Origin of the sequence: Dactylosporangium roseum (assembly GCF_025264685.1) — a bacterium.
GTDB classification, from domain to species: Bacteria; Actinomycetota; Actinomycetes; order Mycobacteriales; family Micromonosporaceae; genus Dactylosporangium; species Dactylosporangium roseum.
The window spans coordinates 2502908-2528628 of sequence record NZ_CP073721.1; the positions used below are offsets into that span (position 1 = coordinate 2502908).

The following is a 25721-nucleotide window of genomic DNA, read 5'->3' on the forward strand; positions in this document are numbered from 1 at the left end:
CGGGGCAGCTTGGATGGCGCAAGCCGCGACGAGAGGAGCGACGATGTCCCGCACCGAGCAGCACGCACCCGCCCGCCGGCAGTGGACCGCGCCACGCGTGGAGTGTCTGGAGACCCGGCCGGAGATCTCCGCCTACTCCGGCGCGGGTGACCCGTGGCACCGGCAGTCGCGCTGAGCCGGGAGGCGTTCGCCGGCGCGCTGCGCGGCCTCGGCACGTACTACTGGGACCGGCACCGCTTCCACCGGCGCCTCCACGACGGGCGCTGCAGCCCGGACGAGATCCGTTCGTGGGTGGCGAACCGGTGGTACTACCAGCGGTGCCTGGCCCAGAAGAACGCGGCGATCATCTCGCACTGCCCCCTGCCGGAGGTGCGGCGGGCGTGGCTGCCGCGGGTGACGTTCCACGACGGGCCGCGCGACGGTGCGGGTGGGCTGGCCGAGTGGCTCGTCCTGGCCGAGGCGGTGGGTCTGTCGCGGGAGGAGGTCGTCGACGAGCGGCACGTGCTGCGCGGAGTACGGTTCGCCGTGGACGCCTACCTGCATTTCTGCCAGACCCGGCCGTGGACCGAAGGCGTCGCCGCGGCGCTCACCGAGCTGTTCGCCCCCGAGCTGATGACCGATCGCCTGCGCGCCTGGCAGCAGCACTACGACTGGATCAAACCCGACGGCCTCAGCTATTTCGAGACGCGGATCCCGGTGGCCCGCGACGAGAGCGCCGACACGCTCGAACTGGTGCTGACCCACTGCACCGGCGCCGAGCAGCAGTTGGCGGCGCTGGCGGCACTGCGGTTCAAGTGTGACGTGCTCGGCGCGATGCTCGACGCCATCGACTACGCGGCGACCACGACATGACGGGGCCGGGCCTGCGCCGCGGTGTCCGTCTCGTGTTCGACCCGGTGCGGGACCAGCACGCCCTGCTGTATCCGGAGGGTGTGCTGCTGCTCGACCCGGTGGCGGCGGACGTGGTCGCCGCCTGCGACGGCCGGCGGGACCTCGCCGGGATCGTGGGTCGGCTGGCCCGCGAGTACGACGACGTCGACGCCGCCGACGTCGGGCGGCTGCTGGCCGACCTGAGCGACCGGCGGCTGCTGACCCCCGGAGGCACCGGACGGCCCGGCGGCGCCGCGGCGAGCGGCACCGGGGCACCCCCGTGGGCCAGTGACCACCCACGCCCGACGGGCCTGCTCGCGGAGCTCACGTATCGGTGCCCGCTGCGGTGCGCGTACTGCTCGAATCCGGTGGAGCCGGCCGCGTACCGCGCCGAGCTCGGCACCGCGGAGTGGGCGGATGTGCTGGACCAGGCGCGTGCCGCCGGGGTGCTCCAGGTCCACTTCTCCGGTGGTGAGCCGTTGCTGCGCCGGGACCTGCCGGAGCTGGTCGGGCAGGCCCGCGGGCTCGGGATGTACACCAACCTCGTCACCAGCGGCGTCCCGCTCACCGGCGACCGGTTGGCCGCGTTGCTGGACGCGGGTCTGGACCACCTGCAACTGTCGATCCAGGATTCGCGGCGGGCCGACGCCGACCGGGTCGCGGGCGGCCGGTTCCACGACCGCAAGCTCGCCGCGGCCGGCCTGGTCCGGGAGTCGGGGACGGTGTTGTCGGTCAACGTGGTCCTGCACGCCGGGAACGTGGCGCGGCTGGGCGAGATCGCCGAGCTGGCCGTCGATCTCGGTGCCGAGCGGCTGGAGCTGGCACACACCCAGTTCTACGGGTGGGGGTTGCGGAACCGGGCCGCGCTCATGCCGACCCGCGCGCAGGTCGACGCCGCCGCGGCCGCGGTCGCCGAGGTCCACGACCGGCACGGCGACCGGGTCGAGATCGTCTACGTCGAGCCGGACCACCACACCGGCAGACCGAAACCGTGCATGAACGGCTGGGGCAGCCGCCAGCTCGTCGTGGCACCCAACGGCGACGTGCTGCCCTGCCTCGCCGCCGGGCAGCTACCCGGCCCGGCGCCACCGAACGTCCACAGTGGAACACTCGCGGATCTCTGGCAGCACTCCGCGTTGTTCAACGCCTTCCGCGGCACGGCATGGATGCCCGAACCCTGCCGCGGCTGCGATCTGCGCACCGTGGACTTCGGTGGCTGCCGGTGCCAGGCATTCCAGCTCACCGGCGACCCGGCGGCCACCGATCCGGCGTGCCTGTGGTCCCCGCACCACGGGACCGTGCTCGCCGCCGCCGGTACCGTCGAACGGCCACCGATGATCCCGCGGCGCCCGCCGTGAAGGTCCACATCCTCGGCAGCGCGGCCGGCGTCGGCCACCTCAACAACACCAACCCGTTGGCCGGTGCCGGTGCTGGGGCCCCGGTCGAGGTCGCGTGGGACGGGCAGACGCTCGAACGGTGAACCGGCGGTCCCCGGCCGGATCGGACCAACTGTTCACCACGCTGTTTACCCTGAGCGGGAGCGGGTCAGTGAGGTACAGGAGGGCGCACAACAGGAGCACGAGATGAGCAAGACGGCTGACAGCAAGACAGCACACGTTTTCGACCAGGACGGTGAGCCGGTCGTCGCCATGAGCGCGGCGGCGAAGGCGGCGGACCGCGACCCGGACGACTACGGCCCGGAGGAGTTCGGCTCGGAGGCGGACGTCAACCCGGCCACCGGGACCGAGTACGGCGAGGTCGACAACTGGCGGGCGCACGAGCGCTAGCGTCCGGTGCCGCTCACAGCAGCGCGGCGTAGCCCACGTCTCCGCCGGCGGCGCATCCATGCCCTGGCCCGGATCACGGCCCGGCTCGCGTGGTCTCCGCGGGCCGGGCCGGACCGGGGATCAGGACCCCAGCGCCTGCCAGGCCTTCGGCATCCACACCCAGTGGCCGTTGACGTTCACGAGGCCCTCGAACGCGAGGCCCGTGTCGTCGCCCGGCTCGGTGTACTTCCACCGGTACAGCGTCAGCCCCGGCTTCAGATGCGCGCCGAGCTGCTGGTAGCCGCCCGGGAACTCCGCCGAGACCTTCGGCCCCCACGCCCGGATCTCCTCCGACGTGGCCTTGAAGACCTTCAGCTCGGTCTGCTCCGGCTTTCCGGCGACCTTGATCTCGTCGCCGTTCCATAGCTTCGTCGTGTAGAACTGCTCCGCCTTGGCCGCGGCCGCACCCACGAACACAGCCTTGTAGTCCTCGGTCGTCGGCTTCAGCCGCTGGACGAGCGCCGGGTCCTTGCCCGTGCGGAGCGCCTCCAGCAGCGCCTTGGCGCCGTCGTCCGTCTTCGGGTACGCGCTGCCGGCCGAGCTCTGCGCGGTCGAGGGCTGCGCGGCCGATGGCTGCGCGGCCGGCGGCTTCTCCGCCTTGTCACCGCAGCCGGCGAGGGCGAGACCCAGCGTGGTGGCCAACAACGTCGAGAGCGCCAGGCGCTTCATGCGATTCCTCCTCGGTGGTATGACCGGCGCGGTGCGTGGAACCCCCGCCGCTGGCGCGGATCAAGGTACCGGCCGCAGTCAACAACAACGCCGTCCGCGACGCCTGAGCGTCGTCATTCCGACAGCCGGGGCGACCGGCGTCATCGCTGGCGGTGATGCGCATGCGAGCCCGACCGCCCGTCCTCGGACGGCAGCGGCGGACCCTCCGGGTCGGTGGCGCCGGTGGCCCGCACGGCGGTGGGGCCTACCGGGCGCAGGTCTGATGCAATGCGTAACCGAGACCTTGCAACCAGTATTCAGTGGCATCGATGACAGATCGAGGCCACCACGGCGGCGCCGGAGGCGGCAGCCTGGGCTGGTCACATGGCTTCGACCAGGGGGGACGGTCATGCACCAGGACAACAGGAAACAGCGCGTGAGCCGCAGGGGAATGCTCGCCGGGCTCGGCGCGGGCGGAGCGGCGGCCGTCGCCGCGGCGGTCACGGGCGGCAGCCCCGCCGCGGCGGCCCCGGGCGACCCGGTCGTCCAGGGCGCCGACAACAACGCCGGTTCCACCAGCACCGTCCTGCGCTCGAACCTGACGGGCGCGACGCTCGACGTCCGCAACACCGTCGGCAGCGGCGGTGGCGGCAGCGTCGCGGTCAAGGCGAACGCCGAGGTGGGCGTCGATGCGAACGGGTTCGACGCGGGTGTCGTCGGCTCCTCGTCCAACGGCAACGGCGTCATCGGGCGCAGCGGCCTCGGCTACGGCGTCGTCGGCACCGCCACCGACCCGGGCGGGGTCGGCGTCGTCGCCGGCGCGCCCGACGAGTTCGGCAAGACCGCCCTCGACGTGCGCGGCCAGGTGCGCTTCACCCGCAGCGGCGTGGCGACCGTGCCGGCCGGCGCGACCAGCGTCACGGTGAGCGGCCTGCACATCTTCGGCTCGACGCACGCCCTCGCGGTCGCGCAGCGCAACACCGCGGTGTGGGTCAAGGCGGCGGTGCCGGACCAGGTGTCCGGGCAGCTCAGCCTGCACCTGAACGCCAAGGCGCCGAGCGGCGGGGTGGCCGTCGCGTGGTGGTTGCTGGAGGTCTGAGCCGGCGGGGCGCCGGTGCCGGGACGGTACCCGGCGCCGGCGTCCGCCGTCACGGAGTGCCGCTGCGGGATGTCGTGGGCTGTACCTGCCAGGAACCGGACGCCTCGGGACCGGGCCTGGGTGGCGCCGGCGCCTCGCCGTCCGCGGACACCCACAGCGCTACGGCCTTGCCGGGCAGCGGCGCGGAGTCGTACACGATCCAGGTGTCGGGCACCGCGCCGCCGGGCGGCTCGGTCGACTCCCAGCCGACGCGGTAGCTGGCGGTCCGGCCGCTCGACGCGAGGATCCGTTTCGCCTCCGCCACGGTCTTGCCGACCAGGGTCCGCGCCTGCGCGTCCTCCTCCGGCGAGCCGCCGTCGATCTCCTCGCCGGGCAGCGCGGTCCGGCCGATGACGATCCTCGCGTACGACCTGAAGGTCACCGGCACCTTGATGCCGGCCGAGCAGTTGCCGTTGGCGGTGCAGTCCCCGGGCGCCTCGATCCACTCGAGGTCCGGGCCGTCGCCGGTGTCGCCGACCTCCGCGAAAATGACCCTGCCGACCCGGTCGGGCGCGGCCGGCGCCAGGCTCAGGTCGATGTCGAGGTGGTGCCGGGCGAGTTCCTCCCGGTAGCGCCGCGGATCGGCGACCGGGTCCTTGATCCTGATGACGATGTAGCCGCTGTCCTCGGTGATCTGCAACGCCTGCGCCGGGGCCGGGCCGACCGGGCCCGAGCCGGTGGGGAGCGCGGCGCTGACGCCGAACGCGAGCACGGCGACCGCGGCCATGGTGGGCACCGCGACGGCCAGCCGGCGGTGCCGGGCGAACCAGGACGCCGGACCGCGGTGACGCGCCGGGGGCGCCTCGGCGCGCAGGATGCCCTCCAGCAGCGTGACGGCCGCCTCGCCGGACGGGCTCTGCGCCGAGGGCGGGACGTGGTGGATGGGAACGAGCAACCGGATCAGGTGATCCCGCCGGTCGTCGGTGTCGGTCATGGGTGTGTCTCCTCGATCACCTGTTGAGTGACGGTTCGCGCAGCGCCGCGGCGAACCGGCGCCGGGCACGGTGCAGCCGGATGCGGGCGGCGTTCACCGTGCAGTCGAGCGCGATCGCCAGTTCGTCCGCCGTGAGCCCTTCCCACGCCACCAGGCGCAGCAGTTCCCGGTCGGCTTCCGGCAGGGCGCGGAACGCCCGGCCGACCTCTTCCGGTACCTCCGGCTCGACGGTGGTGACCTGCGTCAGTTCCTGGCGGAGGCGGGCGGCGAGGTCCGCCGACCGCTGGTCGGCCCGGTGCTGGTTCGCCATCACCTTGCGTGCCACCCCGAACAGCCAGGGGCGTGCCTGGTCCGCCGGGAGGTCGTCGATCCTGCGCCAGGCGACCAGGAAGACGTCGGCGACCACGTCGGCGGCGGCCTCCGGCCGGTCGGTGCGGCGCAGGGCGTAACCGAGCAGGTCGGTGTAGCAGGCGCGGTACAGGCGCTCGAAGCGTGCGGCGGGATCATCGCCGGGTGACGAGGGTGCGGCGCGGGCCAAGCGTGCCTCCTGGGTCCGTGGGTCGATGCCGGGCGAATGCGCCCGACACCGGCCACATGTGCGGCACGTGCCGAATCATTTCACCCGGCGCCGGCACGGTCGCGGTCCGGAGATCACCGTGGCCGCCGGATCAGGCCGCTCTCGTAGGCGAAGGCGCTGCTTCTGGTCGCCGACCCCACCGTCCTGCGTCGGATCACCGCAACGCATCCGTAGGCGTGTCACACCCGCCGGTCATACGATCGCGCCTTCGCGGGACCGCGAGATCGGCGGCCCGAAATGGCGGGAACGGCTGATTCCGGCAGATCGGACGATGGTTTCTCGGTGCTGTTCGTGGCAGTTTCCAAAGGGACCGGATCGCGAGCGGGTTGCCCCAGGGTTACGTCGGCGTGGTCCGGCGCTCACGGTCCGCTGTTGCCGGCGGTCGACCGCGCGGATACGGTTTCCGTTCGTCGCCCGGCCGCACCAGCGGCGCCCCGCTCGTGCGGGCCGACCGGTGAGCGCGCCGACGGCCGCACGGCCCCGGCGCTCAGGACCGGCGGCACCGGGCCGGCCCAGGGACGCCCGGACCGCACCGCGGAGGGGGACATGGGGGACCGCTGGACACAGGAGCCCGCCCTGGAGCATCCCGTCGCCGTGGCGCGGCCACCGGCCCGGTCCCGGCGGTGGTGGTGGGCCGCCGCGGCGCCGCCGGTCGTCGTGACGCTGGCCGTGGCGGGCCCGGCCGGAGGGCTGGACCACGTGCCGCTGCTCGACCACCCGGTGGCCCTCGGCGTCGAGGCGGCGGGCGGCGCACTGCTGATCGCCGCCTGGTGGCGCCGGGACCGCCGATGGATCACCCGCACGCTGCCGGTCCTGCTGGTGGTGGTCGCCGCGCTTGTCGGCCTGATCGCGATCACGCTGTGGACGACCGGCACGATCAGCGACACCTACCCGCCGTCGTTCGCGGTGTGGGTCGGCGCCGGCATCGCCGCGATCGCCGGATGCCCCCTGGCCCTCCGGCACGCGGGCGCCTGGCGCAACGCGGCCGCCGTGCTCGCGGTGCCGCTGACCTTCTCGGGCGCGTTTCTGCTGATCGACCAGCACTACGGCATCTGGCCACAGTTCGGCGACGTGCTGGGCCATTCCGGCGCCGTCGGCGGCCGGCAGGCGCACGACCTGCTCGACGCCGCCACCGCGCCCGACGGCGCTCCTCCCCGGCACGGCATCATCCTCGGCCTGGACGTGCCCGGCACCCACTCGCACTTCAGGCACCGCCCGGGTGTGGTGTTCCTGCCCCCGGCGTACTTCAGCGCGGACCGGCAGAGGCTGCCGGTGCTGGTCATGCTGGTCGGCTCACCCGGCACGCCGATCAACTGGCTCAAGTCGGGACACGCCCAGGCCACCGACGACGCCTACGCCGCGGCTCACCACGGGATCGCGCCGGTGCTGGTGGCCGTCGACCACAACGGCTCCACCACCGGCGACTCGGAATGTGTCGACGGCCCGCAGGGCAACGCCGAGACCTATCTCACCGTGGACGTGCCGGCGTTCGTCACGGACACGCTGCGTCTCCGGCCCGACCCGTCGCGGTGGGGCATCGTCGGCTTCTCCGAAGGCGGCACCTGCGCCCTGGACCTCGTCCTCGGGCACCCCGACGTCTACCGTCACTTCCTGGACCTCGGCGGCGACGCCAGGCCGAACCTCGGCTCCCCGGCGCACACCCTGAGCGACCTGTTCGGCGGTTCTGTCGCGGCGCAGCAGGCGCACGATCCCGTGCGGCTGCTGCGCACGGGGCACTATCCCGGCGTGACCGCGTGGTTCGGCGCCGGTGCCGGGGACCCGCGGGACATCGCCGTCAGCCGGCGCCTGGCGGCCGCCACCGCCGAGGCCGGCATCCCCACCCACCTGTTGATCGTCGGCGGCGGGCACAACTGGCAGTTCGCCAGTGCCGCCTTGGCGCGGACCCTTCCGCCGTTGTGCGACGAGCTGGGCTGCGCCGCAGGCCCGGCCCCCGCCGCGGCGGGTCAGGGGAAGTAGTCCTGCAGGCGGGCCGGCGTCAGCCCGGCCGCCTTGATGGCCTCCAGTGCGGCGATGAAGTCCTCGACGAACTGGTCCCGGAAGTGCATGAGGATGACATCACCCGGCTGGACGATCCTGGCCTCCTGGTACTGCACGCGCCCTCGGTTGACCGTCTCCTTCCAGAACAGCGCGGCCTTCATTCCGCAGTCGCGCACGACGCGGAGCGTGGTCGCGTCCTGCTCGCCGAACGGCGGACGGAACATTGTCGGCCGCCGTCCGAACAGCCCGGCGAGCTGCTCGGCCCCGTCGCAGATCTCGTGCTTCTGGACGCCGTAGGACTGGCCGCGCAGCTTCGGATGGGTGATGGTGTGCGCCTCGATCACCGCACCGAGGTCCTGCAACGTTTTGAAGTACGCCGGATTGTCGCTGATCGCGTTGACCGTGAGGAACAGCGTCACCGGCACGCGTGATTCCCGCACCAGCTCGGCCGCCTCCGGGTGTTTGACCCAGCCGTCGTCGATGGTGACGAACGCGACCGGCTGGTCGGTGGGCACCCGCAAGATCCACGGCGCGCCGTCGCTCTCGGCGGCGGTGACCGGGTGTGCGGGCGGAGCCTTGTCGAACTTCGGCAGACGGGCGAGGTAGGCCACGCCTGTGGGCGATGCGCTTGTCGCGGCTGCCGACGGCTGCGGATGCGTCCTGCCGTCGCTGACCCAGCGAACGGTACGACGGGAATCCGGACTGCTCACGGCGACGACCACGACGACAAGCAGCACCGCCACCAGCAGGCGCGCCTTGGCTGGCGGGACGTGCACGCAAGCGAGCGTAGTGAGCACCGGACCGGTCGTGAGCGTGATCGAGGGCGGCTCATCCCGGCCATGCCTCCCCGGGCCTCCCGGCACGTCACTCGGCACCGCCCGGGCACCTCCCGTCAGGGGCAGTTGCCGTCGAGGTCGTGGAACCGTTCCTTGCCGAACACGTGCCGGCCCGCGCCGTTGACGACGACCAGCTCGTCGAGCGCGGGTCTCCCGCCGGGGCACAGCGCACCGGACAGCACCGGCCGGCTGCGGTCGCCCAGGTACGCGACGCCGGCCGGCTCACCGTGCAGTACCGCGACCCGGGCGTAGCCGGGCGGCGCGCCCGCGAGCCACTTCGCCGCCTCGACCAGGGGCTCCACCAGGCCGTCGCCGGTGACGGGCGCGACGCGGTGGGCGCGCCGGTGCGTCAGGTCGAACAGGTCCCGGCCGAGCCGCAGGCGCACCGCCGGATCGTCGCGGAGCAGGGCCGCCGCCAGCTCGACCGTCCGGCGCACGCCGACCCGGTCCGCCTCGGCCTGGTCAGCGGTCGCCGCGAGCAGTCCGGCGAGGTCGGCGGGGTTCTCCAGCCGCCCCGCCTGACCGGCCGCGACGAGGACCTGGAGCTCGGGCAGCAGCCGGCCGGTGATCGCCGCCTCGAGCGCGGCCAGCACCGTCGCCTGTTCCTGCTCGGTGAGGTGCGCCTTGCCGCGGGTCATCACGTCGGCGGCGCCGAGCGTGAGCACCTGGAGGGACGGGTCGAGCCGGCTCACGGTGCTCGACCGGGACGGGTCGAGCAGCAGCGACTGCATCCGCAGCCGGGGTGCGGAGCTCGGGCCGTCGAGCACCGGCGAGTACACCTGCGCCGAGTAGCGCACCCGGACCTTGTTCTGGCCGGGCGCCGGATTCTTGAACGTCATCGCCGGGGTGGCGATCCGGGCACCGGGTGCGACGACGCCGAGGCGGATCGTTTTCGTGGCCATGCCGGGCTCGACCGTGGCGACCACCGTGGCGTCGCCGGGCGCGGTGCCGGTGTTCGTGACGGTCACCGCCCACGAGCACTGCGGCGTGGCACAGTTGTCGAGGTCCGCGTCGAGCTGAAATCTCGGGGCCTTGACCGGTACCTTCGCCTGCTGGATCGCCGCCGGCCCGGCCTGGTCCGGCGCAAGGACCTCGCCGACCGCCGCACGGGTCCGGCCGAGCGCGGCCTCGTCCGGGACGGCGACGGTGACGCTGACGTACGGTGGGCGGTGGATCCGCTCGTAGGCCGGCACGAAGCCGGCGCCGGTGCCGGTCGGCAGCGGCGGGCCGCCGAGCCGGCTCGCCGGCTGGAGCGGCCCGAGCCCGGACAGGTGCCCGCCGAGCCACACGACGGTTCGCGGTCGCGCCTTGGTGACGGCCAGGGTCCAGTCGCCGTTCTCGACGAGGTCGGCGTCGCGGTCGCCGAGCCGGACCGTCCCGGTCACCGCGGGGCGCCCGGCGCCGGCGAAGCGGATCGCCTCGGCGAGCCGGTTCGGGGTGAGCACCCGGCCGGCGTCGACGGGCAGGGCGACGCCGTCCTTCGGCTGGACCCACCGGTCGGCGAGGGCGCTGACCTGGTCGGGTGCGCGGCGGGTCCACCAGGCGGCGTCGCCGCGCACGACCGTGCGGGTGCCGTTGGTGCGCAGGTCGGCCCGGCCACCGCCGGGGTCGGTGACGGTACCGCTGCCGAGCCCGTCGGCGGTGACGGTGAACTCGGCACCGACCAGGTTCCCGCGGTCGTCGCCGAACGCGAGCGTGACGCTGGTGCCGGGCGCGGCGGCGACGGCCGACACGGCTCGCGCGAGGTCCGCGGTGAGGGACGGTTCGCCGGGCCGGCTGGCGACATGGGCGGCGATCCCGGCGGCGACGAGCACGACCGCGAGTGCCCCGGCGACCAGCCCGGCCACGAGCCCGCGCCGCCGCCGCGGCGGGTGGATCAACGGTGCTTCGCCGGCCGGTGGCGCGCTGACCGCGGGCGGCGCGCTGACCGGGGCCCGCGGGTCCGGCCGCTCGACGTCGGCCGGCTCCGCTGGAGCGGGCATCCACGGTCCGGCCGGCGCCCATGCGTCGGCCGGCCCCTGCTCGTCGAACGCTACCGCCTCCTCGTCCGGCAGCTCCTCGTCCGGCAGCTCCTCGTCCGGCGGCCAGTCGTCGGAGGACGACCGCGTCGCGAGGGGCCGCGCCCACGGCGACTCCGCCGGTGACGGTGCCCCGGCCGGCGGCGGTGGTTCGGGCGGCGGCGGTGGTTCGGGCGGCGGCGGTGTCCCGGCCGGCGGCGGTGGTTCGGGCGGTGGCGGTGGTTCGGGCGGCGGCGCCCACGGCGACCGCGGCCCGGCCTGTGCCAGCGAGACCGGTTCCGCGGCCGGCGCGCCGACCGCTTCCTCCGCCTCGGCCTCAGCCGGTGGGCCGGGCGGTGGGAGCCGCGGTGGGGCCGCCCACGGGGACCGGCTGGCCCACGGCGTGTCCCGGTCCGGCTGCCCGGTGTGCTCGTCGGTCATCGTCCCCCCGGATCACCGATCCTGTCCGACCCGCCTCGGATCGACGCGGAGGGATGGTACCGGCAAGTCGGTCGTCCCGCAGTCAGCGGTGTCCCGGCGACAGGTGTATCACGGCCCCGCCGGCCGGCTCCGGATGAGCGAGGAGGCGTCATGGGAGACACGAACGAGGCCGCCGACCGGCACGTCGTCAGCGGCGGGACCAGCGACGGCGTGGGCACACCACCGGGGACCGGGGCCCCGCCGTCCACGCGGGACACGACCTCGACCACCACAGCGACCACGACACAGACCACCGACTCGGCCAGCACTGGAGATACCACGATGCCGGAACTGCCCAACTCCACCCGCACCTTCCTCAAGGCCACCTACGACCGGGTCGGCGTCCAGGCCGGCGCGAGGGAGGAGCCGACCGCGTTCGACAAGCTGGCGTTCGCCCGGGACGTGGCCGTGTCGCCCGCCGAGGCGCGGGCGCTGCGCGAACTCGCCCCCGACGGCCCGGTCCGGCAGGCGGCCGAGCTGCTCGGCTCCGCGGTCACCGCGCCCGCCGCCGCACCGGACGCCGCCCGCCGGGCCGCGGCCGTCCCGGCCGACGCGCTCGTGACGGCCGCCGGGCTGCTGGGCACGATCCGCGCCGAAGGCCCGGCCCGTGCCGGCGCGGTCCCGCTCGACGCCGCCGTCGAGCGGTTCGTCGAGCGGCGGCGGCTCGAACCCGTCGCCTGGCTGCACCTGGAGCGCGTGGAGATGACGCCGGTCGGCGTCGAGCGCGGGGAGCTCGTCGCGACCGTGCCGATGGCGCCGGGGGAGAAGGTCTCCGTCAGCCACAAGGAGTGGGCGACGACCGGCAACGAGTTCGAGGACATCGTCACCGACGAACTCGAGACGTACAGCGAGAAGGGCGTCGCCGAGAAGACCGACGCGGCGATGGGCAACGAGTCGGAGACGAAGCGCGAGACCGCGATGAACTTCGGGGTGAGCGCCAAGGGGTCGTACGGGCCGGTCACGCTGAGCACGTCGTTCGACGTCAAGGCCGCCGACTCGGAGCGCGGCGCGCGATCCACCAGCGTCAAGCAGACCGCCGAGCAGACCCGCAAGTCGTCGTCGCGGGTCCGCAAGGAGCACAAGGTCTCGCTGCGCGTCGAGACGAGGTCGGGCACCGAGGACGTCGCCGCGAAGGAGATCCACAACGACACCGGCCGGGCGATCCGGATCGACTACTTCCGGATGATGCGCAAGTGGCGGGTCGATCTCATCCGGTACGGCATCCGCATGACCTACGACCTCGTCGTGCCCGACCCCGGCGCCGCCCTGCGCCGGACCTACGAGGAGATCGTCGCGCTCCGGGCGAAGCTCGGCCCCTTCGAGTTCCGGGTGCGCCACGACGACATCACCCCCGCCAGCGCCACGCAGCTCGCCGACGAGTTCGGCGCCGAGGTCGAGCCGCCGCCGGACGCGCTGCCGCCGCTCCAGGTGGCGCTGGCCGGCACACCCGGCCTCGGCATCGGCCACCACAACTTCGCGTTGCAGTTCGACGTGCCCGACGGCCACCGCGTCGTCGACGTGACGTTCACGGCGCGGGTGACCAGCCCGCCCGGCGTCAACTTCGGGCTGCGGGTCCTCGGGACCACGTACGAGAAGCCGGAGCCGCAGGGGGACCAGACGTACCCGCCGGAGGTGCTGCGGAGCCCGACGGGCCGCCCGTACCTCGAACAGCGCACGGGCCGCCTCCAGGTCGTGATGATGCTGCACGACGCGGAGACCGCCGCCGCCGAGCTGACCGTGCGCATCGAGCCCACCGGCGCCGGCTACCGGGCCTGGCAGCAGCGCATCTGGAACCCCTGGACGACCGGCAACACGGTGATCCCGTACCTCGACTACGCCGCCTACTACACCGCCCTCGCCGACGCCCTCGCCGGCGCGCGCCCGGGATCGACCGCGCTCGTCGCCGGCCTCGTCCTCGAACCGTCCACGCCGGTGACGCTCGGGACGACGACCACGACGGCCGGTGCCGTGCTGGCCGCGGCCGGCGGGCGCGGCGTCGCCGTCCGGGTCCTGCTGTCGGGGCACTTCAGGCACCCGAACACCCCGGCCGTGGAGTGGCTCAACCGGCAGCGCGGCGTCGTGGCGTGCCTCGACGAGCGGCTGCCGATCGCCGGTACCTTCCACCAGAAGGCGGTCGCGATCGACGGTACCGCCGCCTTTCTCGGCGGCATGGACATCGCCACCGACCGGCTCGGCGACCCGGGGCGGGGGACCGGGCCGTGGCACGACGTGCAGGTGCGCATCACCGGACCGGCGGCCTTCGACGTGTACCGGACCCTCGCCGAACGGTGGAACAGCCTCCCGGCGATGCGGTACCTGCCGCTGCCCGCCCGGCTGGCACCCGGTCCGCGGCACGCCGCCGAGCAGTCGGTGCGGGTCGTCCACACGTACGCCAGGCCCGACCGGCCGCCGCCCGCTCCGTGGGTGTGGCCCCCGCCGCCGGCGCCGGGACCGGAGCGGACGGTCCGCGCGCAGTTGCTGGAGGCGTTCGCGCAGGTGCGCTCGACGATCTACGTGGAGGACCAGTATTTCGTGGGCGCCGCGGACGACGACGAACTGCTGGACGCGCTGACCGGCGCGGTCACGCGCCCGGAGTTTCGGCACCTGCTCGTCCTGACCGGCCACGCCGAGCAGGCCCAGACCGACCTGCGGCAGGCCAACCGGCACCGCCGCACGCTGCTCGGCCGCCTGCGCGCGGCCGGGCCGGGGAAGGTGTCGGTTTGGACGTACAAGCCGGAGCGGAAGGACCGGTGCGGGTGGATGCACGCGAAGACCTGGATCTTCGACGACACGCTCGCGGTGGTCGGCTCGGCGAACACGCTCCTGCGGCGCCTCGACCTCGACGCCGACGAGCGTACCCACCCGGACCGGCTGATCCTGTGCGGCCGGGCGGTGCCGTCGCCGCGCGACGAGATGCTGCGCACGCTGGCCTGCGCGGTCCTGCCCGTGCTGGGCGTCCGCACGCACACCTTCGACGGCCAGTGGGACCACGTCATCGACCCGTCGCCGTCGCCCTGATGGCCGGGTGCGCCGCCGGTCGAGCCGCGGCGGATCGCTCGAGGTGACGCTCCTGAGCGGCTGAGGCGGCATGATCCGGAATCATGCGGACGCGGCACCCGATTCGCCGATCGTCGGACGCTTTCCTTTCGAGCAGCTACATTGTTCGCAATTGGGGCAAATTGTCCATACGGGGGCTTTCGGTGTTGCATGGGGTGAGTAGACGTTTCCTAGGTGCGCTCGGCGCGGTGACGATCGTCGGGACGCTCGCGGGTCTCGGCCTGGGTGTCGAGCCGGCGTCCGCGAAGCGGGCCGACAAGGACGGTGGGTCCGCCGCGGTGCGGAGCACGGATCAGGCGTCGCCCGCCAAGGCTCGGACCACGGGCAAGGCGGGGAAGAAGACCGACAAGAAGACCGACAAGAAGAGGTCCGACGGAAAGTCCGACGGCAAGAAGGCCGACAAGAAGGCCGCCAAGGCGCGCGCCGCGGACGTGACCCAGGGCGCGGCGAAGAAGATCCGGCCCGCCGCGCAGGCGTCACCGACCGCCGCGGCCGTGGCGTCCTCGGCCCCGGCCGCGGCGCCGCGGGTCCTCGCCGAGGCCACGCAGACCATTACGTTCACGCAGCCACCGGACACGCCGCTGTCGGCGTTGTCGGCGCCGCTGACCGCTTCGGCATCGTCCGAGCTGCCGGTGACCTTCACCAGCACCACTCCCGGCGTGTGCGCGGTGGGCATTCCCGGCGGTGAAACGCTCCTGGGCGCCCAGAGCAGGACCGAGGACACCGCCAGCGTGTCCCTGATCAGCCTCGGCACCTGCACGATCGAGGCCACCCAGCTCGGCGGCGACGGGTTCGACCCGGCGCCGCCCGTGAGCCGTTCGTTCGAGGTGACCAAGGATCCGCAGACGATCACGTTCACCCAGCCGACGGACCTGCTGTTGTCGGTCGGTCCGACGACGCTGGACGCTTCGGCGTCGTCCGGCCTGCAGGTCGCGTTCACGAGCACCACCACCGCCGTGTGCACCGTCGTCGGCAACATCGTGACCCCGGTCGTCGGGGGCATCTGCACCATCGACGCGGACCAGGCCGGCAACGGCGAGTACCTGGCGGCGCCGACGGTGACGCGGTCGTTCGAGGTGCTGAAGAACCCGCAGGTGATCACGTTCGGCCAGCCCGCCGACACGCCGCTCTCGGCGGGTACGGTCGCGCCGGGCGCGACGGCGTCGTCCGGCTTGCCGGTGACCTACACCAGCTCCACGCCGACGGTGTGCACGGTGTACCTGCCGAACACGGAGAGCCTCGCCGAGAACGGTGTCGTCGTGACGCTGCTGGCCGGGGGCACCTGCACCATCGACGCGGACCAGGCCGGTGACCCGAGCTACAAGGCCGCGGCGACGGTGACGCGGTCGTTCGAGGTGCTGAAGAACGCGCAGACGATCACGTTCGGCCAGCCGGACGACACGCCGCTGTCGGCGGGCACGGTCACGCTGACCGCGACGGCGTCGTCGGAGCTGCTGGTGACGTACGCGAGCAGCACGCCGGCGGTGTGCACCGTGGACAACCCGGAGTCGGCCGCCGGCATCGCCACCGTCGACGTCGTCGCGACGCTGGTGGGGGCGGGGACCTGCACGATCGACGCGGACCAGGCCGGCAACGGCGAGTACCTGGCGGCGCCGACGGTGACGCGGTCGTTCGAGGTGCTGAAGAACGCGCAGACGATCACGTTCGGCCAGCCCGCCGACACACCGCTGTCGGCGGGCACGGTCGCGCTGACCGCGACGGCGTCGTCGAACCTGTCGGTGATGTTCACCAGCGGCACGCCCGCGGTGTGCACCGTGGGCGGCGGCCAGTCCTTCGGGGCGACGGCCCCCGGCAACAACGGCACGGTGACGCTGGTCGGGGCCGGCACCTGCACCGTCACGGCCAACCAGGCGGGTGACGCCGACCACCTGGCGGCCCCGGCGGTCACCCACTCCTTCGCCGTCACCGCCGGCATCCCGACCGGTCCCGCCGTCCCGGCCGCGCCGGGCTCGGTGACCGCGGTCGCCGGCATCTCGTCGATCAACGTGACCTGGACCGCGCCGCCCGGGGACGGGCCCGCTGTCACCGGGTATACGGCCACCGCGAGCCCCGGCCCGGCGACCTGCACCACGACCGGCGCCACGAGCTGCGTGCTCGGTGGCACCGCCGGGGTGTCCTACACGGTGACCGTCGTCGCACACAGCGCCGGCGGAAACTCGGTGCCCGCCGGGCCGTCGAACGCGGTCGTGCCGACCGCGCCCCCGACGCCGGCCAGCCCGCCGGACACGCCGCTGGAGCTGACCACCGACCGGGGCCGGATCACCACCGCCGCGCCGGGCCAGGCGATCGTGGTCATCGGTACCGGCTTCGCCGCCTACTCGACCGCCACGATCACGATCTACTCGGCACCGACGGTGCTGGCGACCGTGACGACCGACGGCAGCGGCAACTTCACCAAGGCGGTGACCGTCCCGCCGGGCCTGGCGTCCGGTCAGCACACCTTCGTCGCGGCCGGCGTGGCACCTGACGGGCTGCCGCACTCGATGAAGCTGGTCATCACGGTGGCCGCGGCGGGCACGTCGGACGGCTCCCTGCCGGTCACCGGCGCGGCCCTGACGACCATCGTCCTGGCCGGTGCCGGGATGGTGCTCGCCGGTGGCGGCCTGACGTTCGCGTCCCGGCCGCGGCGGGCCTGACGCGACACCCGCGCCGCGGCCACGACCCGAGCGCACGATCATGAAACGGCGGCCGAACCATTCGGCCGCCGTTTCAGACCCGGTGGGCGCCGACGAGGGTCTCGGCCCGTTCGGGCGGCATCGCCTCCTCGACGACCCGGTGCGCGACGGACGACGCGTGCACCATCCGGCCGGCCTCCGCCACGATCCCGACATGGTGGATCCGCCGGCCGGGTCGTGCGAAGAAGTACAGGTCACCGGGGCGTTCCTCGCCGCGCGGCACGACGGCGGTCGCGGCCGACTGGTCGTGGGCGTCGCGCGGCAGTGCCGTGCCCAGCCGGCGCCACACCAGGTGAACCAGGCCGGAGCAGTCGATGCCGAGGTTCGACAGGCCGCCCCACACGTAGACGGCGCCGAGGAGGCGGCGGGCCATGGCGAGCACCTCGTCGCCGGTCGGCGGGCCCGCGGGCACGGGGGCGAGATGGTCGGTGCGGGCCCACAACGGATCGGCGTGGCCCGCGGCGTGTACCGGCAGCCAGCCGTCGACCGCCGCGCCCGCCGGTGTCAGCAGGGTGCCGAGTACGACACCGGACACGGCAGACGGACCGCCCGGGGAGTGGGCGAGGGCGGTGGACAGGGCGTCGACGACGAGTGGCGCACCGCCGCCGGTCGGGAACCGCTCGGCGAGGTGCGCCGCGCGGATCCAGCCCGGGTAGCCGCGCGGGTCGAGGCCGGGCGCCGGCTGGCCCGTCGCGACGACCCGGGCCCAGCCGTCGGGGCGCACCTCGTCGACCAGCACCCGCTCGCCGAACAGGAGCTGGGTGACCACGTCGCTGTCGGTCTGCTCCGCGGGGGTCATCGCGGCGATCCAGGCGCCGATGCCGGGCCGGTCGTCGAGGGCCGCGGCGTCGGCCGGGCGTACCTTCTCCGGCGCCGCGACCAGCGTCGCGACCGCAACGGTGACCGTCGCTTCCGTCATTGATCCTCCAACGTGATGCCGAGCCCGGGTGACTCGGGCAGGTGCACGGTGTCCCGCTCGTACCGGATGCCGCCCTTGAGCGGCGAGGACGCCAGCCACCACCCGGCGTCGAGGTCGGAGACGGCCGTGGTGCCGTACGCGGCGACGAGGCTGGCGGCGGCGCCCACCCCGACCTGCGTCTCCATCATCGAGCCGACCAGCGTGCCCAGGTCGTGCGCGGCGGCCAGGTCCAGCAGCGTGCGGGCCGGGCCGAGGCCGCCGCACTTGGCCAGCTTGACGTTGACCAGGTCGGCCGCCCGCCGGCGGATCACCTCGACGAGGTCGCGGACGCCGAAGACCGCCTCGTCGGCGAGGATCGGCACGCCGACCCGGTCGCTGACCCAGGCGAGGCCGTCGAGGTCGTGGCGGGGCACCGGCTGCTCGACCAGCTCGACGTCGAGCCCGGCGTCCTCGATGCCGCGGATGACGCGAACCGCCTGGCGCGGGGTCCAGCCCTGGTTGGCGTCGAGGCGCAGCAGCACGTCGGGGCCGACGGCCGCACGGAGGGCCCGGACCCGGGCGAGGTCGGCGGCCGCCGCGTCGCGCTCGTCGGCACCGGCCCTGCCGACCTTGACCTTGAGCACGCGGAAGCCCTCCTGTACCCGGTCCCGGGCGGCGGCGACCAGCGCCTCGGGGCTGCCCGCGGCGAGGGTGACGTCGGTCGGCACCGAGGTCCGCACACCGCCGAGGAAACGGACCAGCGGCACACCCCTCCGGCGCGCGGCCAGGTCGTGCAGCGCGACGTCGACGGCCGCCTTGGCGCCCTCGTTGCGCTGGACCGCGTGCTGCACGAGCCGGCTGTTGCCGGTCACGTCGTCGGCGTCGCGGCCGGTCAGCAGCGGGCCGAGCAACTGCTCGACGCAGGCCTCGGCAGCGGCGATCGAGCCGCCGGTCACCTGCCAGACCTGCGGTGCCTCGCCGAAGCCGCCGCGCCCGTCGCTGTCGACGACCTCGACCAGCAGTGAATCGGCCGTCGTGGCGCGGCGCAGGGCGGTGACGAACGGGGTGTGGAAGGGGGCGGAGACGCGGTGCGTGCGCACCAGTTCGATGGTCATCGGGTGAGCTCCTTGCGCGCGTCCCACGCGATGCGCGACACACGGGTGATGAGCCGGCGGGCATCGTCGTCGCCGTCGGGCTCGCCGGTGGTGCAGACGGCGATCACGTAGGGCGGTGTGTCGCCGGGACGGACGACCCCGGCGCCGTGCCGCACGCCTGGGATCCAGCCGTTCTTGTGCTCGACGCGGACCCCGTCGGGCAGGCCCGCGGCGAGGTCCTCGCGCTGCTCCTGGGCGGCGAGCACGTCGAGCATCTCGGCGCAGGCCCGGGGCCCCGCGATCGACCCGGTGGCGATGGCGCCCAGCAGCCGGGCGAGGTCGGCGGCGGTGACCGTGTTGTCGATCCCGGCCGCGTGGGCGGCCCGGTCCTCGATGCCGCGCCCGGTGACGCTGCCGGTCGCGCCGGCCAGCCGCCACGCCTCGGCGACCGCGGGCAGCCCCACCAGGGCGATGAGCAGATTGGTCGCGAGGTTGCTCGACCGTACGATCATCCGGCGGGCCAGCCACCGGGCCGGCGCGGCGGCACCGAGGCGGTCCCACACCTCCCGCTCGTTGTCGTAGCCGGGGTCGTCGGCGTAGCGGGAGCCGTCGCCGAGCGCCGAGGCGAAGTCGTTCACCACCGGCACCGGCGCGTCGAGGTCGAGCGTGCCGGCGTCGCCCGCGCGGTAGAGGGCTACGAGCACGGCCACCTTCATCGTGCTGGCGGCGTAGTGCGGCTCGTCCGGCAGCCGGGTGTAGGCCGGTGGAGCGCCGAGGCGCCCGAGGGACACCGAGACCAGGCCCGGTGTCCCGTCGAGCGCCCCGTCGAGCGTCGAACGGAACCGTGTCACTGCTTCACGTACGCGTTGGTGACCGCGACGCTGCCCCAGATGGAGTCGATGAAGAGGCCGCCGACCTTGGAGCCGTGGATCGTGAACATCACGTCGACGTACAGCGGCACGACCGGCGCGTACTCCTTCATGATCTTCTCGTCGAGCTTGCCCCACTCGGCGCCCTGCTCGGCGACGGGCAGCGCCAGGATGCGGTCGAACTCGGCGTTGAGGGCGGGCGCGTTGAGGTACGAAGCGCCGTTGTTGCTGCCTTCGGCCTTGATCGCCCGGCCGTCGTAGAGCACCGGCAGGATCGAGGCGCCGCTGGGCCAGTCCGCGCCCCACGACCCGATGTACAGGTCCCAGGGGTTGTCCTTCTTCTTGGTCTCGTCGAGGAACGTGTCGGCCGGGATCGGCTTCAGAGTGATCTTGAAGCCGGCCTTCTCCAGGTTGCCCTTGAGGTGGGTGCTGAGCTCCTGGTTCGTGGCATCGTCCTGGAACCCGAGCACCAGCGCGGGCGCCTTTCCGGCGAGCAACTCCTTGGCCTTGTCCGGGCTGCCGCTCTTGCCGGCCGGGTAGGCGTCGTAGTCCTTCCAGCCGATCGTGGCCGGCGGCATGAGCGTGGTGACCCCGCGGGCCACCGTCTCGCCGCCGAGGGTCTTGACGACGCCGTCGCGGTCGATGGCGTAGTTGAGCGCCTGGCGGACGCTCAGGTCGGTCACCCGGTTGTTGTTGATGGTGAGCGTGTACTCACTCGGCGTCGGCTCCTGCAGCGTCCGCGACTTCAGCGCCGGGTCGCCGACCACCTTGGACACCAGCGACGAGTCGACGCCGTTGAACGACACGGCGCTCGCGTCGGCGCCACTGTCGGCGATGATGCGGTTGGTCTGGGTGACCGGGTCGGGGCCGAACTCGTAGACGTACGAGTCCGGGTACTGGTGGCGCATCGCGTCGGTGGCCGGGTCCCAGTGGGTGTTGCGCTCGAACGTGAGCCGGGTGCCCGCCTCGTTCTTGGCCAGCTTGTACGGGCCGGAGGAGAACGGCTGCTTGTCGTAGTCGGTGCCGGTGTCCTTCGCCGGTGGCACGGGCGCGGTGGCTGGCAGGGACGCCGCGAACGGCAGGTCGCAGTGCGGCTTGGCGAAGGTGAACTTCAGCGTCCGGTCGTCGGGTGTGCTCAGCCCCGGCGGCAGCGACGTCTTGTTCTTCGCGAAGTCGAACTTGGTGTCGAACTGGGGCGTGTCGGCCAGCCACTCCTGGATGTAGGTGGGGCCGCCGGTCAGCGACAGGTCGAAGGAGCGGGCGATGCCGTAGGCGATCTCCTTGGCGGTGATCGGGCTGCCGTCCTCGAACTTGACGCCCTCCTTGATCTTGAACTCCCAGGTCTTGCAGTCCTTGTTGACGTCGGTGCCGGGCGTCTCGGCCAGGTCACCGACGAGGACCACCTTCCCCTTGCCGTCGTCCTTGAACGTGGTGAGCCGCCGCGCGTAGAGCTGCGAGGCGGTCAGGCCGACGAACGAGTAGACGCGCTGCGGGTCGAGGTGCGAGATCTTGCTCTGCCGGATGACCGTGACGGTCCCGCCTTTGGCGGCACCGGGGATCTCCGCGGCCGGACCCTTGGAGTCCTTCGGGTCGGTGGCGATCGAGCCGGAGGCCTGGCGGTTGGTGTCCGGTCCCGGCTTGTCGTCACCCCGCTTGTTGTTGCTGCACGCGCCGAGCCCGGCCACGAGTGTGAGCAGCGCCAGCGCTGTCAAGGACTTCCGTCGCATGTCTTCCTCCCTGGCCGTGCGGGTTCTCACCGCAACCGGACCCGCGGATCGATGGTGGTGTACAGCACGTCGACGACGATGTTCGCGACGACGATGAAGGCCGCGGCGATCAGGACCGTGCCCATGATCGTCGGCAGGTCTCCGTCCTTGACCGCGTCGATCGCGGTCCGGCCGAGCCCGCGCAGGCCGAACGTGGTCTCGGTGATCACCGTCCCGCCGAGCGCGGCGCCGACGTCGAGCCCGGCGGTGGTGACGAGCGGTGTGATGACGGCCCGCAGCGCGTGCCGACCGACGACCGTGCGCCGCTTGAGCCCCTTGGCCTCGGCGGTCCGCACGAAGTCCTCGGTCATCGTCTCGAGCATCTGCGCGCGGGACAGCCGGGCGTAGACGGCGGAGAACAGGAATGCCAGAGCGCACCACGGCAGGATCAGGGCGGTCGCCCAGTCCCACGGGTTGTCGAGGATCGAGGTGTACCGCGGGTAGGGCAGGACCTTCAGCGTGTAGACGAAGATCAGCAGCAGGAGGCCGCCCACGAAGTACAACTGCATCGAGGCGCCGGCCAGGGACACCCCGATCGCCATGCGGTCGAAGACCGTGCCCCGGCGCAGCGCCGAGATCATGCCCAGCCCGATGCCGATGCCGAGCCACAGCACCGACGCGGGGATCACGATGCTCAGCGTCACCGGGATGACCCGGCCGAAGGTCTCGGTCACCGGCTCGCTGTTGACGTACGAGTAGCCCAGGCACGGCGCGTCGCAGTGCCCGCCCTGCGTTGCACCCAGGTCGCGGCCGACGAACACGCCCTTCATGTAGTTGAGATACTGAACGTGCTTGGGATCGTTGAGCCCCAGCTCGGTGCGCACCCGCTCCAGCCGGGCCGCGTCGCAGTTCTTCGGGCACATCGCGGTCGCCGGGTCACGGGGCAGCGCGAAGAACATCAGGAACGTCACGACGCTCACCGCGAACAGCGTGAGCCCCGCCAGCAGGACCCGCCGGATCAGGAAGATGACCATGTGCGCCCTACCGTGACGACTTGGGGTCCAGCGCGTCGCGCAGCGCGTCGCCGAACAGGTTGAACGCGAGCACGAGCACGAAGATCGTGACGCCGGGGAACAGCACGTACGCCGGATCGGTCTGGAGGTAGTTGAGGCTGCGGAAGATCATGCGGCCGAAGTCGGGGGTCGGCTCCAGCATGCCGATGCCGAGGAAGGACAGCGCGGCCTCGCTGGTGATGTACGCCGGGATGGACAGCGAGAACGCGACGATGATCGGTGCCCAGAGGTTGGGCAGCAGCTCCCGGAACAGGATGCGTGCCGTCCTGGCGCCGCTCGCCCGGGCGGCCTCGACGAACTCGCGCTCGCGCAGCGACAGCACCTGACCGCGCACGAGCCGGGCGGTGGCGGTCCAGCCGAACGCGGCGAACAGCCCGATCAGCACGATGACCCGGAACCAGCCCGGCACCGCCTCCCGGGGGCCGTAGAACGCCAGTTCGAGCGGGCGGATGACGGCCAGCGTGAAGATGAGGAAGGGCAGTGCGAGGGCGATGTCGGTGATCCAGTTGATGATCGAGTCGACCCAGCCGCCGACGTAGCCGGCGACGATGCCGGTCAGCACGCCGAGCACCGCGGTGATCAGCGCCGCGGCGAACGCGATGCCCAGCGAGGTGCGCATCCCGTAGACCATCTGGATGAACACGTCACGACCGAGGCCCGGCTCGATGCCGAACCAGTGCTCGCCCGAGACGCCGCCGGCGATGCCGTAGGGCATGCCGAAGCGGTCGAGGTCGTCCTTGAACGAGTCCTGCGGGCCGATGCCGTAGGCGAGCTCGATCAGCGGCGCGGCGAGCGCCACCACGATGAGCAGCGCCGATACGGCGCCGCTGACCAGGGCGGTGCGGTCGCGCCGGAGCCGTGCCCAGATGACCTGCCCGGGCGAGCGGGCGGCGACGGCATCGGCGTGCCCGCCGGTCGGTGGCGGCTCGCCCCCGCTGACTGACGTGCCGACATCGAACGGCACCGCACCCATCGCGCCCACCTCCCCGGCTCAGCGATCGGTCGTGACGAGTGAAGACAATCGCCTACGTTCAGCCTTGGAGTGAAAGTAATCTACCAACGGCTGCGAGTCAGCGGTTGGTTGTAACGACTCTGCAAAGGATTTCGGACCGGCCTGGCGGCACCGACGCGGAGATCCGGGCCGCCCGGCTGGACGGCCCGGATCGGTGGCGACCGGGGTCCGGCGGCTACGAGAGCGCCGTACGCGCAGGCGGGGAGCCGAGGGACCGCCCAGGCCGCTCGGCGCCGTGAGCACCATGCAGCTCGGCGAGCAGGATCTGGTGGAGACGCGGCCACACCCCGGCGGCGTGCCACTCGCCGAGCCGCCGCCGGCAGGTCACCCCCGACCCGAAGCCGAGCTGGTGCGGCAGGAGCTCCCACGGAATGCGGGTGTAGAGGACGAACAGGACGCCGCACAGGACCAGCCGGTCCGGAATCCGGTCGTGGGCGGGATGCCGTCCCGAGCGCTCCACCTCGGCCAGCAACGGCTCGATGCGCTGCCACAGCGCGTCCGAGACGATCCACGGCGGCTGCTGGCCCCGCCGCACCCAGCGGCGCGCGTGATGGCGGCGGTCGGGCTGCCGGACCGGGCGGCGGTCCCGGCGCGGTCGTGCCGGTGCCACGGTCTTCGCCGACGCGGGCACGGGCAGTCCGGCCGGACCGGAAGGTGCCGGCGGCTCTGGCGGCTCTGGCGGCTCTGGCGGCTCCGGTGGCTCCGGTGGCTCCGGCGGCTCCGGCGCGGGGGCGCCGGCCGCCATCCGCGTCGCACCTTCGGCCGCCGCCCGGCGGGCACGGGTGGCCAGCGCGACGACGACGGCCTCCAGCGGGCCGCGGCCCACGGTGAACCGCACGGTGAGCGCGACCAGCACCACGGCGACGATCTGCACGAGCCAGCCGCCCGTCGCGCTGTACGTGTCGTAGTCGGAGTTGATGAACATGACGTGCGCGGAGTAGAAGGTCAGCGTCATGCTGCCGGCCGCCGCCAGCGGCACCAGCACGGCCGTGACCAGGTGGCGCAGGACCGGCACGGTGACGCGGCCGGCGAGCAGCATGAGCCCGAGCACGGCGACGGCGATCCCGGCGGTGCCCAGGATGTCGACCGGTGTGCTCGTGTGCGGGGCGTCGATCGCCAGCCACCACCACGTCGAGGAGGGCGTGTAGCCGTTGCCGCCGAACGTGAGCAGGTCGGCGGTCTGGGCCGTGGTGAGCCCGCTGCGCGGCTGCGCGGCCCAGATGTGCGCCAGGCCGCCGAAGCGGTGCAGCAGCAGCCACGAGGCCGCCTTCGCGGCGACGGCGAGCACCGTCCCGGCGGCGAGCAGCACGGTCGCCACCTTCGCCCGCGTCAGGTCAAGCCGCCCGATGACGATGCCGGCGCACATGTACGCCAGCCAGACCGGCGACGGGTAGAACCCGGTGAGGGCCAGCTCGGTGAGCATCCCGGCCGGATCCTCGAGCAGGCGGGCGAACGTCGGGTTCGCCAGGCTCGGCGCCGGCAGGTGCGGCAGCAGGAGGTGGTTGGCGACGGGCCCGGCGAGGGCCAGGACCACGCCGATCACCGCCACCGCCCGGGTGCGCAGGAAGACCAGCGGGATCGCGAGCAGGAACACCACCGCGAGGTACGGCAGGATCACCGAGTCCAGCATGGTGTCGATGCCGCCCAGGTACATCCCGATGGCGCCGATGGCCAGGGCGCGCACGGCGAGCATCACCACCGTGGCCCGTGCGTCGGCGCGGCGGGCCGGGCGGCGGCCGGTCGCGAACGTGACGCCGACCCCGGCGAGCAGCGCGAACGCCGCCGCGGCCTTGCCGCTGAAGGCCAGCTCCGACCAGGTCGGGTTGCCGGCCCCGTCGGCCTCGTACAACGCGTGCAGGGAGATCATGCCGAGCAGCGACACACCCCGGGCGGCGTCGACCCCGACGAGCCGGGCCCGTCTCCGGGACGGCTTCGCCGGTGGCGGCGGGGTGTCGACCTGACTCGGCGGGGCGGGTTTCGGCGTTGTGGGCAGTGCGGTGTTCACCGGAGAC

At 73.3% G+C, this 25721-nt stretch carries 21 protein-coding genes; 9 read left to right on the forward strand and 12 right to left on the reverse strand.

The window, feature by feature from the left end; all coding sequences use genetic code 11:
- Positions 1-43: 43 nt before the first annotated feature.
- From Drose_RS12370 to Drose_RS12390, 5 genes are all read left to right on the forward strand, one after another.
- The gene (locus Drose_RS12370) at positions 44-175 is read left to right on the forward strand and encodes a hypothetical protein (protein ID WP_260728320.1); all 132 of its coding nucleotides are present in this window, start codon (positions 44-46) and stop codon (positions 173-175) included.
- Positions 154-852, forward strand: a complete 699-nt coding sequence (gene pqqC / locus Drose_RS12375; protein ID WP_260728321.1) for a pyrroloquinoline-quinone synthase PqqC — start codon at positions 154-156, stop codon at positions 850-852. Before Drose_RS12370 ends, pqqC begins: the two co-directional genes overlap by 22 nt.
- Positions 849-2228 (forward strand): pyrroloquinoline quinone biosynthesis protein PqqE, encoded by a 1380-nt coding sequence (gene pqqE / locus Drose_RS12380; protein ID WP_260728322.1) that lies wholly within the window; start codon positions 849-851, stop codon positions 2226-2228. Before pqqC ends, pqqE begins: the two co-directional genes overlap by 4 nt.
- Positions 2225-2350 (forward strand): hypothetical protein, encoded by a 126-nt coding sequence (locus Drose_RS12385; RefSeq protein ID WP_260728323.1) that lies wholly within the window; start codon positions 2225-2227, stop codon positions 2348-2350. The genes pqqE and Drose_RS12385 overlap by 4 nt, the downstream gene beginning before the upstream one ends.
- Before the next feature lie 103 nt (positions 2351-2453).
- Positions 2454-2657, forward strand: coding sequence for a hypothetical protein (locus Drose_RS12390; protein WP_260728324.1), 204 nt, complete (start codon positions 2454-2456; stop codon positions 2655-2657).
- 120 nt (positions 2658-2777) lie between these two features.
- On the opposite strand, the gene Drose_RS12395 is transcribed toward Drose_RS12390, so the two are convergent.
- Entirely contained in the window at positions 2778-3365 is a 588-nt protein-coding gene (locus tag Drose_RS12395; RefSeq protein WP_260728325.1) for a hypothetical protein, read from the reverse strand.
- A 415-nt stretch (positions 3366-3780) separates the two neighbouring features.
- On the opposite strand from Drose_RS12395, the gene Drose_RS12400 reads away from it, so the two are divergent.
- The gene (locus tag Drose_RS12400) at positions 3781-4443 is read left to right on the forward strand and encodes a hypothetical protein (protein WP_260728326.1); all 663 of its coding nucleotides are present in this window, start codon (positions 3781-3783) and stop codon (positions 4441-4443) included.
- Between the two features lie 49 nt (positions 4444-4492).
- On the opposite strand, the gene Drose_RS12405 is transcribed toward Drose_RS12400, so the two are convergent.
- On the reverse strand, positions 4493-5416 hold the full coding sequence (locus tag Drose_RS12405) for a hypothetical protein (RefSeq protein ID WP_260728327.1): 924 nt from the start codon (positions 5414-5416) through the stop codon (positions 4493-4495).
- Positions 5417-5432: 16 nt separating this feature from the next.
- Complete coding sequence (locus Drose_RS12410) at positions 5433-5954, reverse strand: RNA polymerase sigma factor (RefSeq protein WP_260728328.1); 522 nt, start codon at positions 5952-5954, stop codon at positions 5433-5435.
- 585 nt (positions 5955-6539) lie between these two features.
- Between Drose_RS12410 and Drose_RS12415 the strand changes: the two genes are divergently transcribed.
- Positions 6540-7970 carry an alpha/beta hydrolase gene (locus tag Drose_RS12415; protein ID WP_260728329.1) on the forward strand — a complete coding sequence of 477 codons (1431 nt, stop codon included), beginning with the start codon at positions 6540-6542 and terminating at the stop codon, positions 7968-7970.
- Here the strand turns inward: Drose_RS12415 and Drose_RS12420 are convergent.
- Together Drose_RS12420 and Drose_RS38740 are read right to left on the reverse strand one after the other, a co-directional pair.
- Positions 7958-8767 carry a polysaccharide deacetylase family protein gene (locus Drose_RS12420; protein WP_260728330.1) on the reverse strand — a complete coding sequence of 270 codons (810 nt, stop codon included), beginning with the start codon at positions 8765-8767 and terminating at the stop codon, positions 7958-7960. The two genes, Drose_RS12415 and Drose_RS12420, sit on opposite strands and share 13 nt — an antisense overlap.
- Positions 8768-8883: 116 nt before the next feature.
- Entirely contained in the window at positions 8884-11265 is a 2382-nt protein-coding gene (locus Drose_RS38740; RefSeq protein WP_313900018.1) for a hypothetical protein, read from the reverse strand.
- A gap of 150 nt (positions 11266-11415) precedes the next feature.
- Here Drose_RS38740 and Drose_RS12430 point away from each other — a divergent pair, with 150 nt between their 5' ends.
- Both Drose_RS12430 and Drose_RS12435 read left to right on the forward strand, forming a co-directional pair.
- Positions 11416-14322 carry a phospholipase D-like domain-containing protein gene (locus tag Drose_RS12430; protein ID WP_260728331.1) on the forward strand — a complete coding sequence of 969 codons (2907 nt, stop codon included), beginning with the start codon at positions 11416-11418 and terminating at the stop codon, positions 14320-14322.
- Between the two features lie 227 nt (positions 14323-14549).
- Complete coding sequence (locus tag Drose_RS12435; RefSeq protein ID WP_260728332.1) at positions 14550-17018, forward strand: fibronectin type III domain-containing protein; 2469 nt, start codon at positions 14550-14552, stop codon at positions 17016-17018.
- 73 nt (positions 17019-17091) lie between these two features.
- Here Drose_RS12435 and Drose_RS12440 read toward each other — a convergent pair whose 3' ends face one another.
- The 7 genes from Drose_RS12440 to Drose_RS39030 all read right to left on the reverse strand — a co-directional run bounded on the left by Drose_RS12440 (position 17092) and on the right by Drose_RS39030 (position 25714).
- Complete coding sequence (locus Drose_RS12440; RefSeq protein WP_260728333.1) at positions 17092-17976, reverse strand: C40 family peptidase; 885 nt, start codon at positions 17974-17976, stop codon at positions 17092-17094.
- Positions 17973-19070, reverse strand: a complete 1098-nt coding sequence (locus Drose_RS12445) for a mandelate racemase/muconate lactonizing enzyme family protein (protein ID WP_260728334.1) — start codon at positions 19068-19070, stop codon at positions 17973-17975. The genes Drose_RS12440 and Drose_RS12445 overlap by 4 nt, the downstream gene beginning before the upstream one ends.
- Positions 19067-19900 carry a serine hydrolase gene (locus Drose_RS12450; RefSeq protein ID WP_260728335.1) on the reverse strand — a complete coding sequence of 278 codons (834 nt, stop codon included), beginning with the start codon at positions 19898-19900 and terminating at the stop codon, positions 19067-19069. The genes Drose_RS12445 and Drose_RS12450 overlap by 4 nt, the downstream gene beginning before the upstream one ends.
- Positions 19897-21645, reverse strand: a complete 1749-nt coding sequence (locus Drose_RS12455; protein WP_260728336.1) for an ABC transporter substrate-binding protein — start codon at positions 21643-21645, stop codon at positions 19897-19899. The genes Drose_RS12450 and Drose_RS12455 overlap by 4 nt, the downstream gene beginning before the upstream one ends.
- Before the next feature lie 26 nt (positions 21646-21671).
- A complete protein-coding gene (locus tag Drose_RS12460) occupies positions 21672-22658 on the reverse strand; it encodes an ABC transporter permease (RefSeq protein ID WP_260728337.1) in 987 nt (328 codons plus the stop codon).
- Between the two features lie 7 nt (positions 22659-22665).
- Positions 22666-23670 (reverse strand): ABC transporter permease, encoded by a 1005-nt coding sequence (locus Drose_RS12465; protein WP_260728338.1) that lies wholly within the window; start codon positions 23668-23670, stop codon positions 22666-22668.
- Between the two features lie 214 nt (positions 23671-23884).
- The gene (locus Drose_RS39030) at positions 23885-25714 is read right to left on the reverse strand and encodes a transposase (protein WP_390891373.1); all 1830 of its coding nucleotides are present in this window, start codon (positions 25712-25714) and stop codon (positions 23885-23887) included.
- Positions 25715-25721: the final 7 nt, after the last annotated feature.

Coding starts and splice junctions, on each gene's coding strand:
- Drose_RS12370 (WP_260728320.1), top strand. CDS start 44: ATGTCCCGCACCGAGCAGCACGCACCCGCCCGCCGGCAGTGGACCGCG.
- pqqE (WP_260728322.1), top strand. CDS start 849: ATGACGGGGCCGGGCCTGCGCCGCGGTGTCCGTCTCGTGTTCGACCCG.
- Drose_RS12390 (WP_260728324.1), top strand. CDS start 2,454: ATGAGCAAGACGGCTGACAGCAAGACAGCACACGTTTTCGACCAGGAC.
- Drose_RS12395 (WP_260728325.1), bottom strand. CDS start 3,365: ATGAAGCGCCTGGCGCTCTCGACGTTGTTGGCCACCACGCTGGGTCTC.
- Drose_RS12405 (WP_260728327.1), bottom strand. CDS start 5,416: ATGACCGACACCGACGACCGGCGGGATCACCTGATCCGGTTGCTCGTT.
- Drose_RS12415 (WP_260728329.1), top strand. CDS start 6,540: ATGGGGGACCGCTGGACACAGGAGCCCGCCCTGGAGCATCCCGTCGCC.
- Drose_RS38740 (WP_313900018.1), bottom strand. CDS start 11,265: ATGACCGACGAGCACACCGGGCAGCCGGACCGGGACACGCCGTGGGCC.
- Drose_RS12430 (WP_260728331.1), top strand. CDS start 11,416: ATGGGAGACACGAACGAGGCCGCCGACCGGCACGTCGTCAGCGGCGGG.
- Drose_RS12440 (WP_260728333.1), bottom strand. CDS start 17,976: ATGACGGAAGCGACGGTCACCGTTGCGGTCGCGACGCTGGTCGCGGCG.
- Drose_RS12445 (WP_260728334.1), bottom strand. CDS start 19,070: ATGACCATCGAACTGGTGCGCACGCACCGCGTCTCCGCCCCCTTCCAC.
- Drose_RS12455 (WP_260728336.1), bottom strand. CDS start 21,645: ATGCGACGGAAGTCCTTGACAGCGCTGGCGCTGCTCACACTCGTGGCC.
- Drose_RS12460 (WP_260728337.1), bottom strand. CDS start 22,658: ATGGTCATCTTCCTGATCCGGCGGGTCCTGCTGGCGGGGCTCACGCTG.
- Drose_RS12465 (WP_260728338.1), bottom strand. CDS start 23,670: ATGGGTGCGGTGCCGTTCGATGTCGGCACGTCAGTCAGCGGGGGCGAG.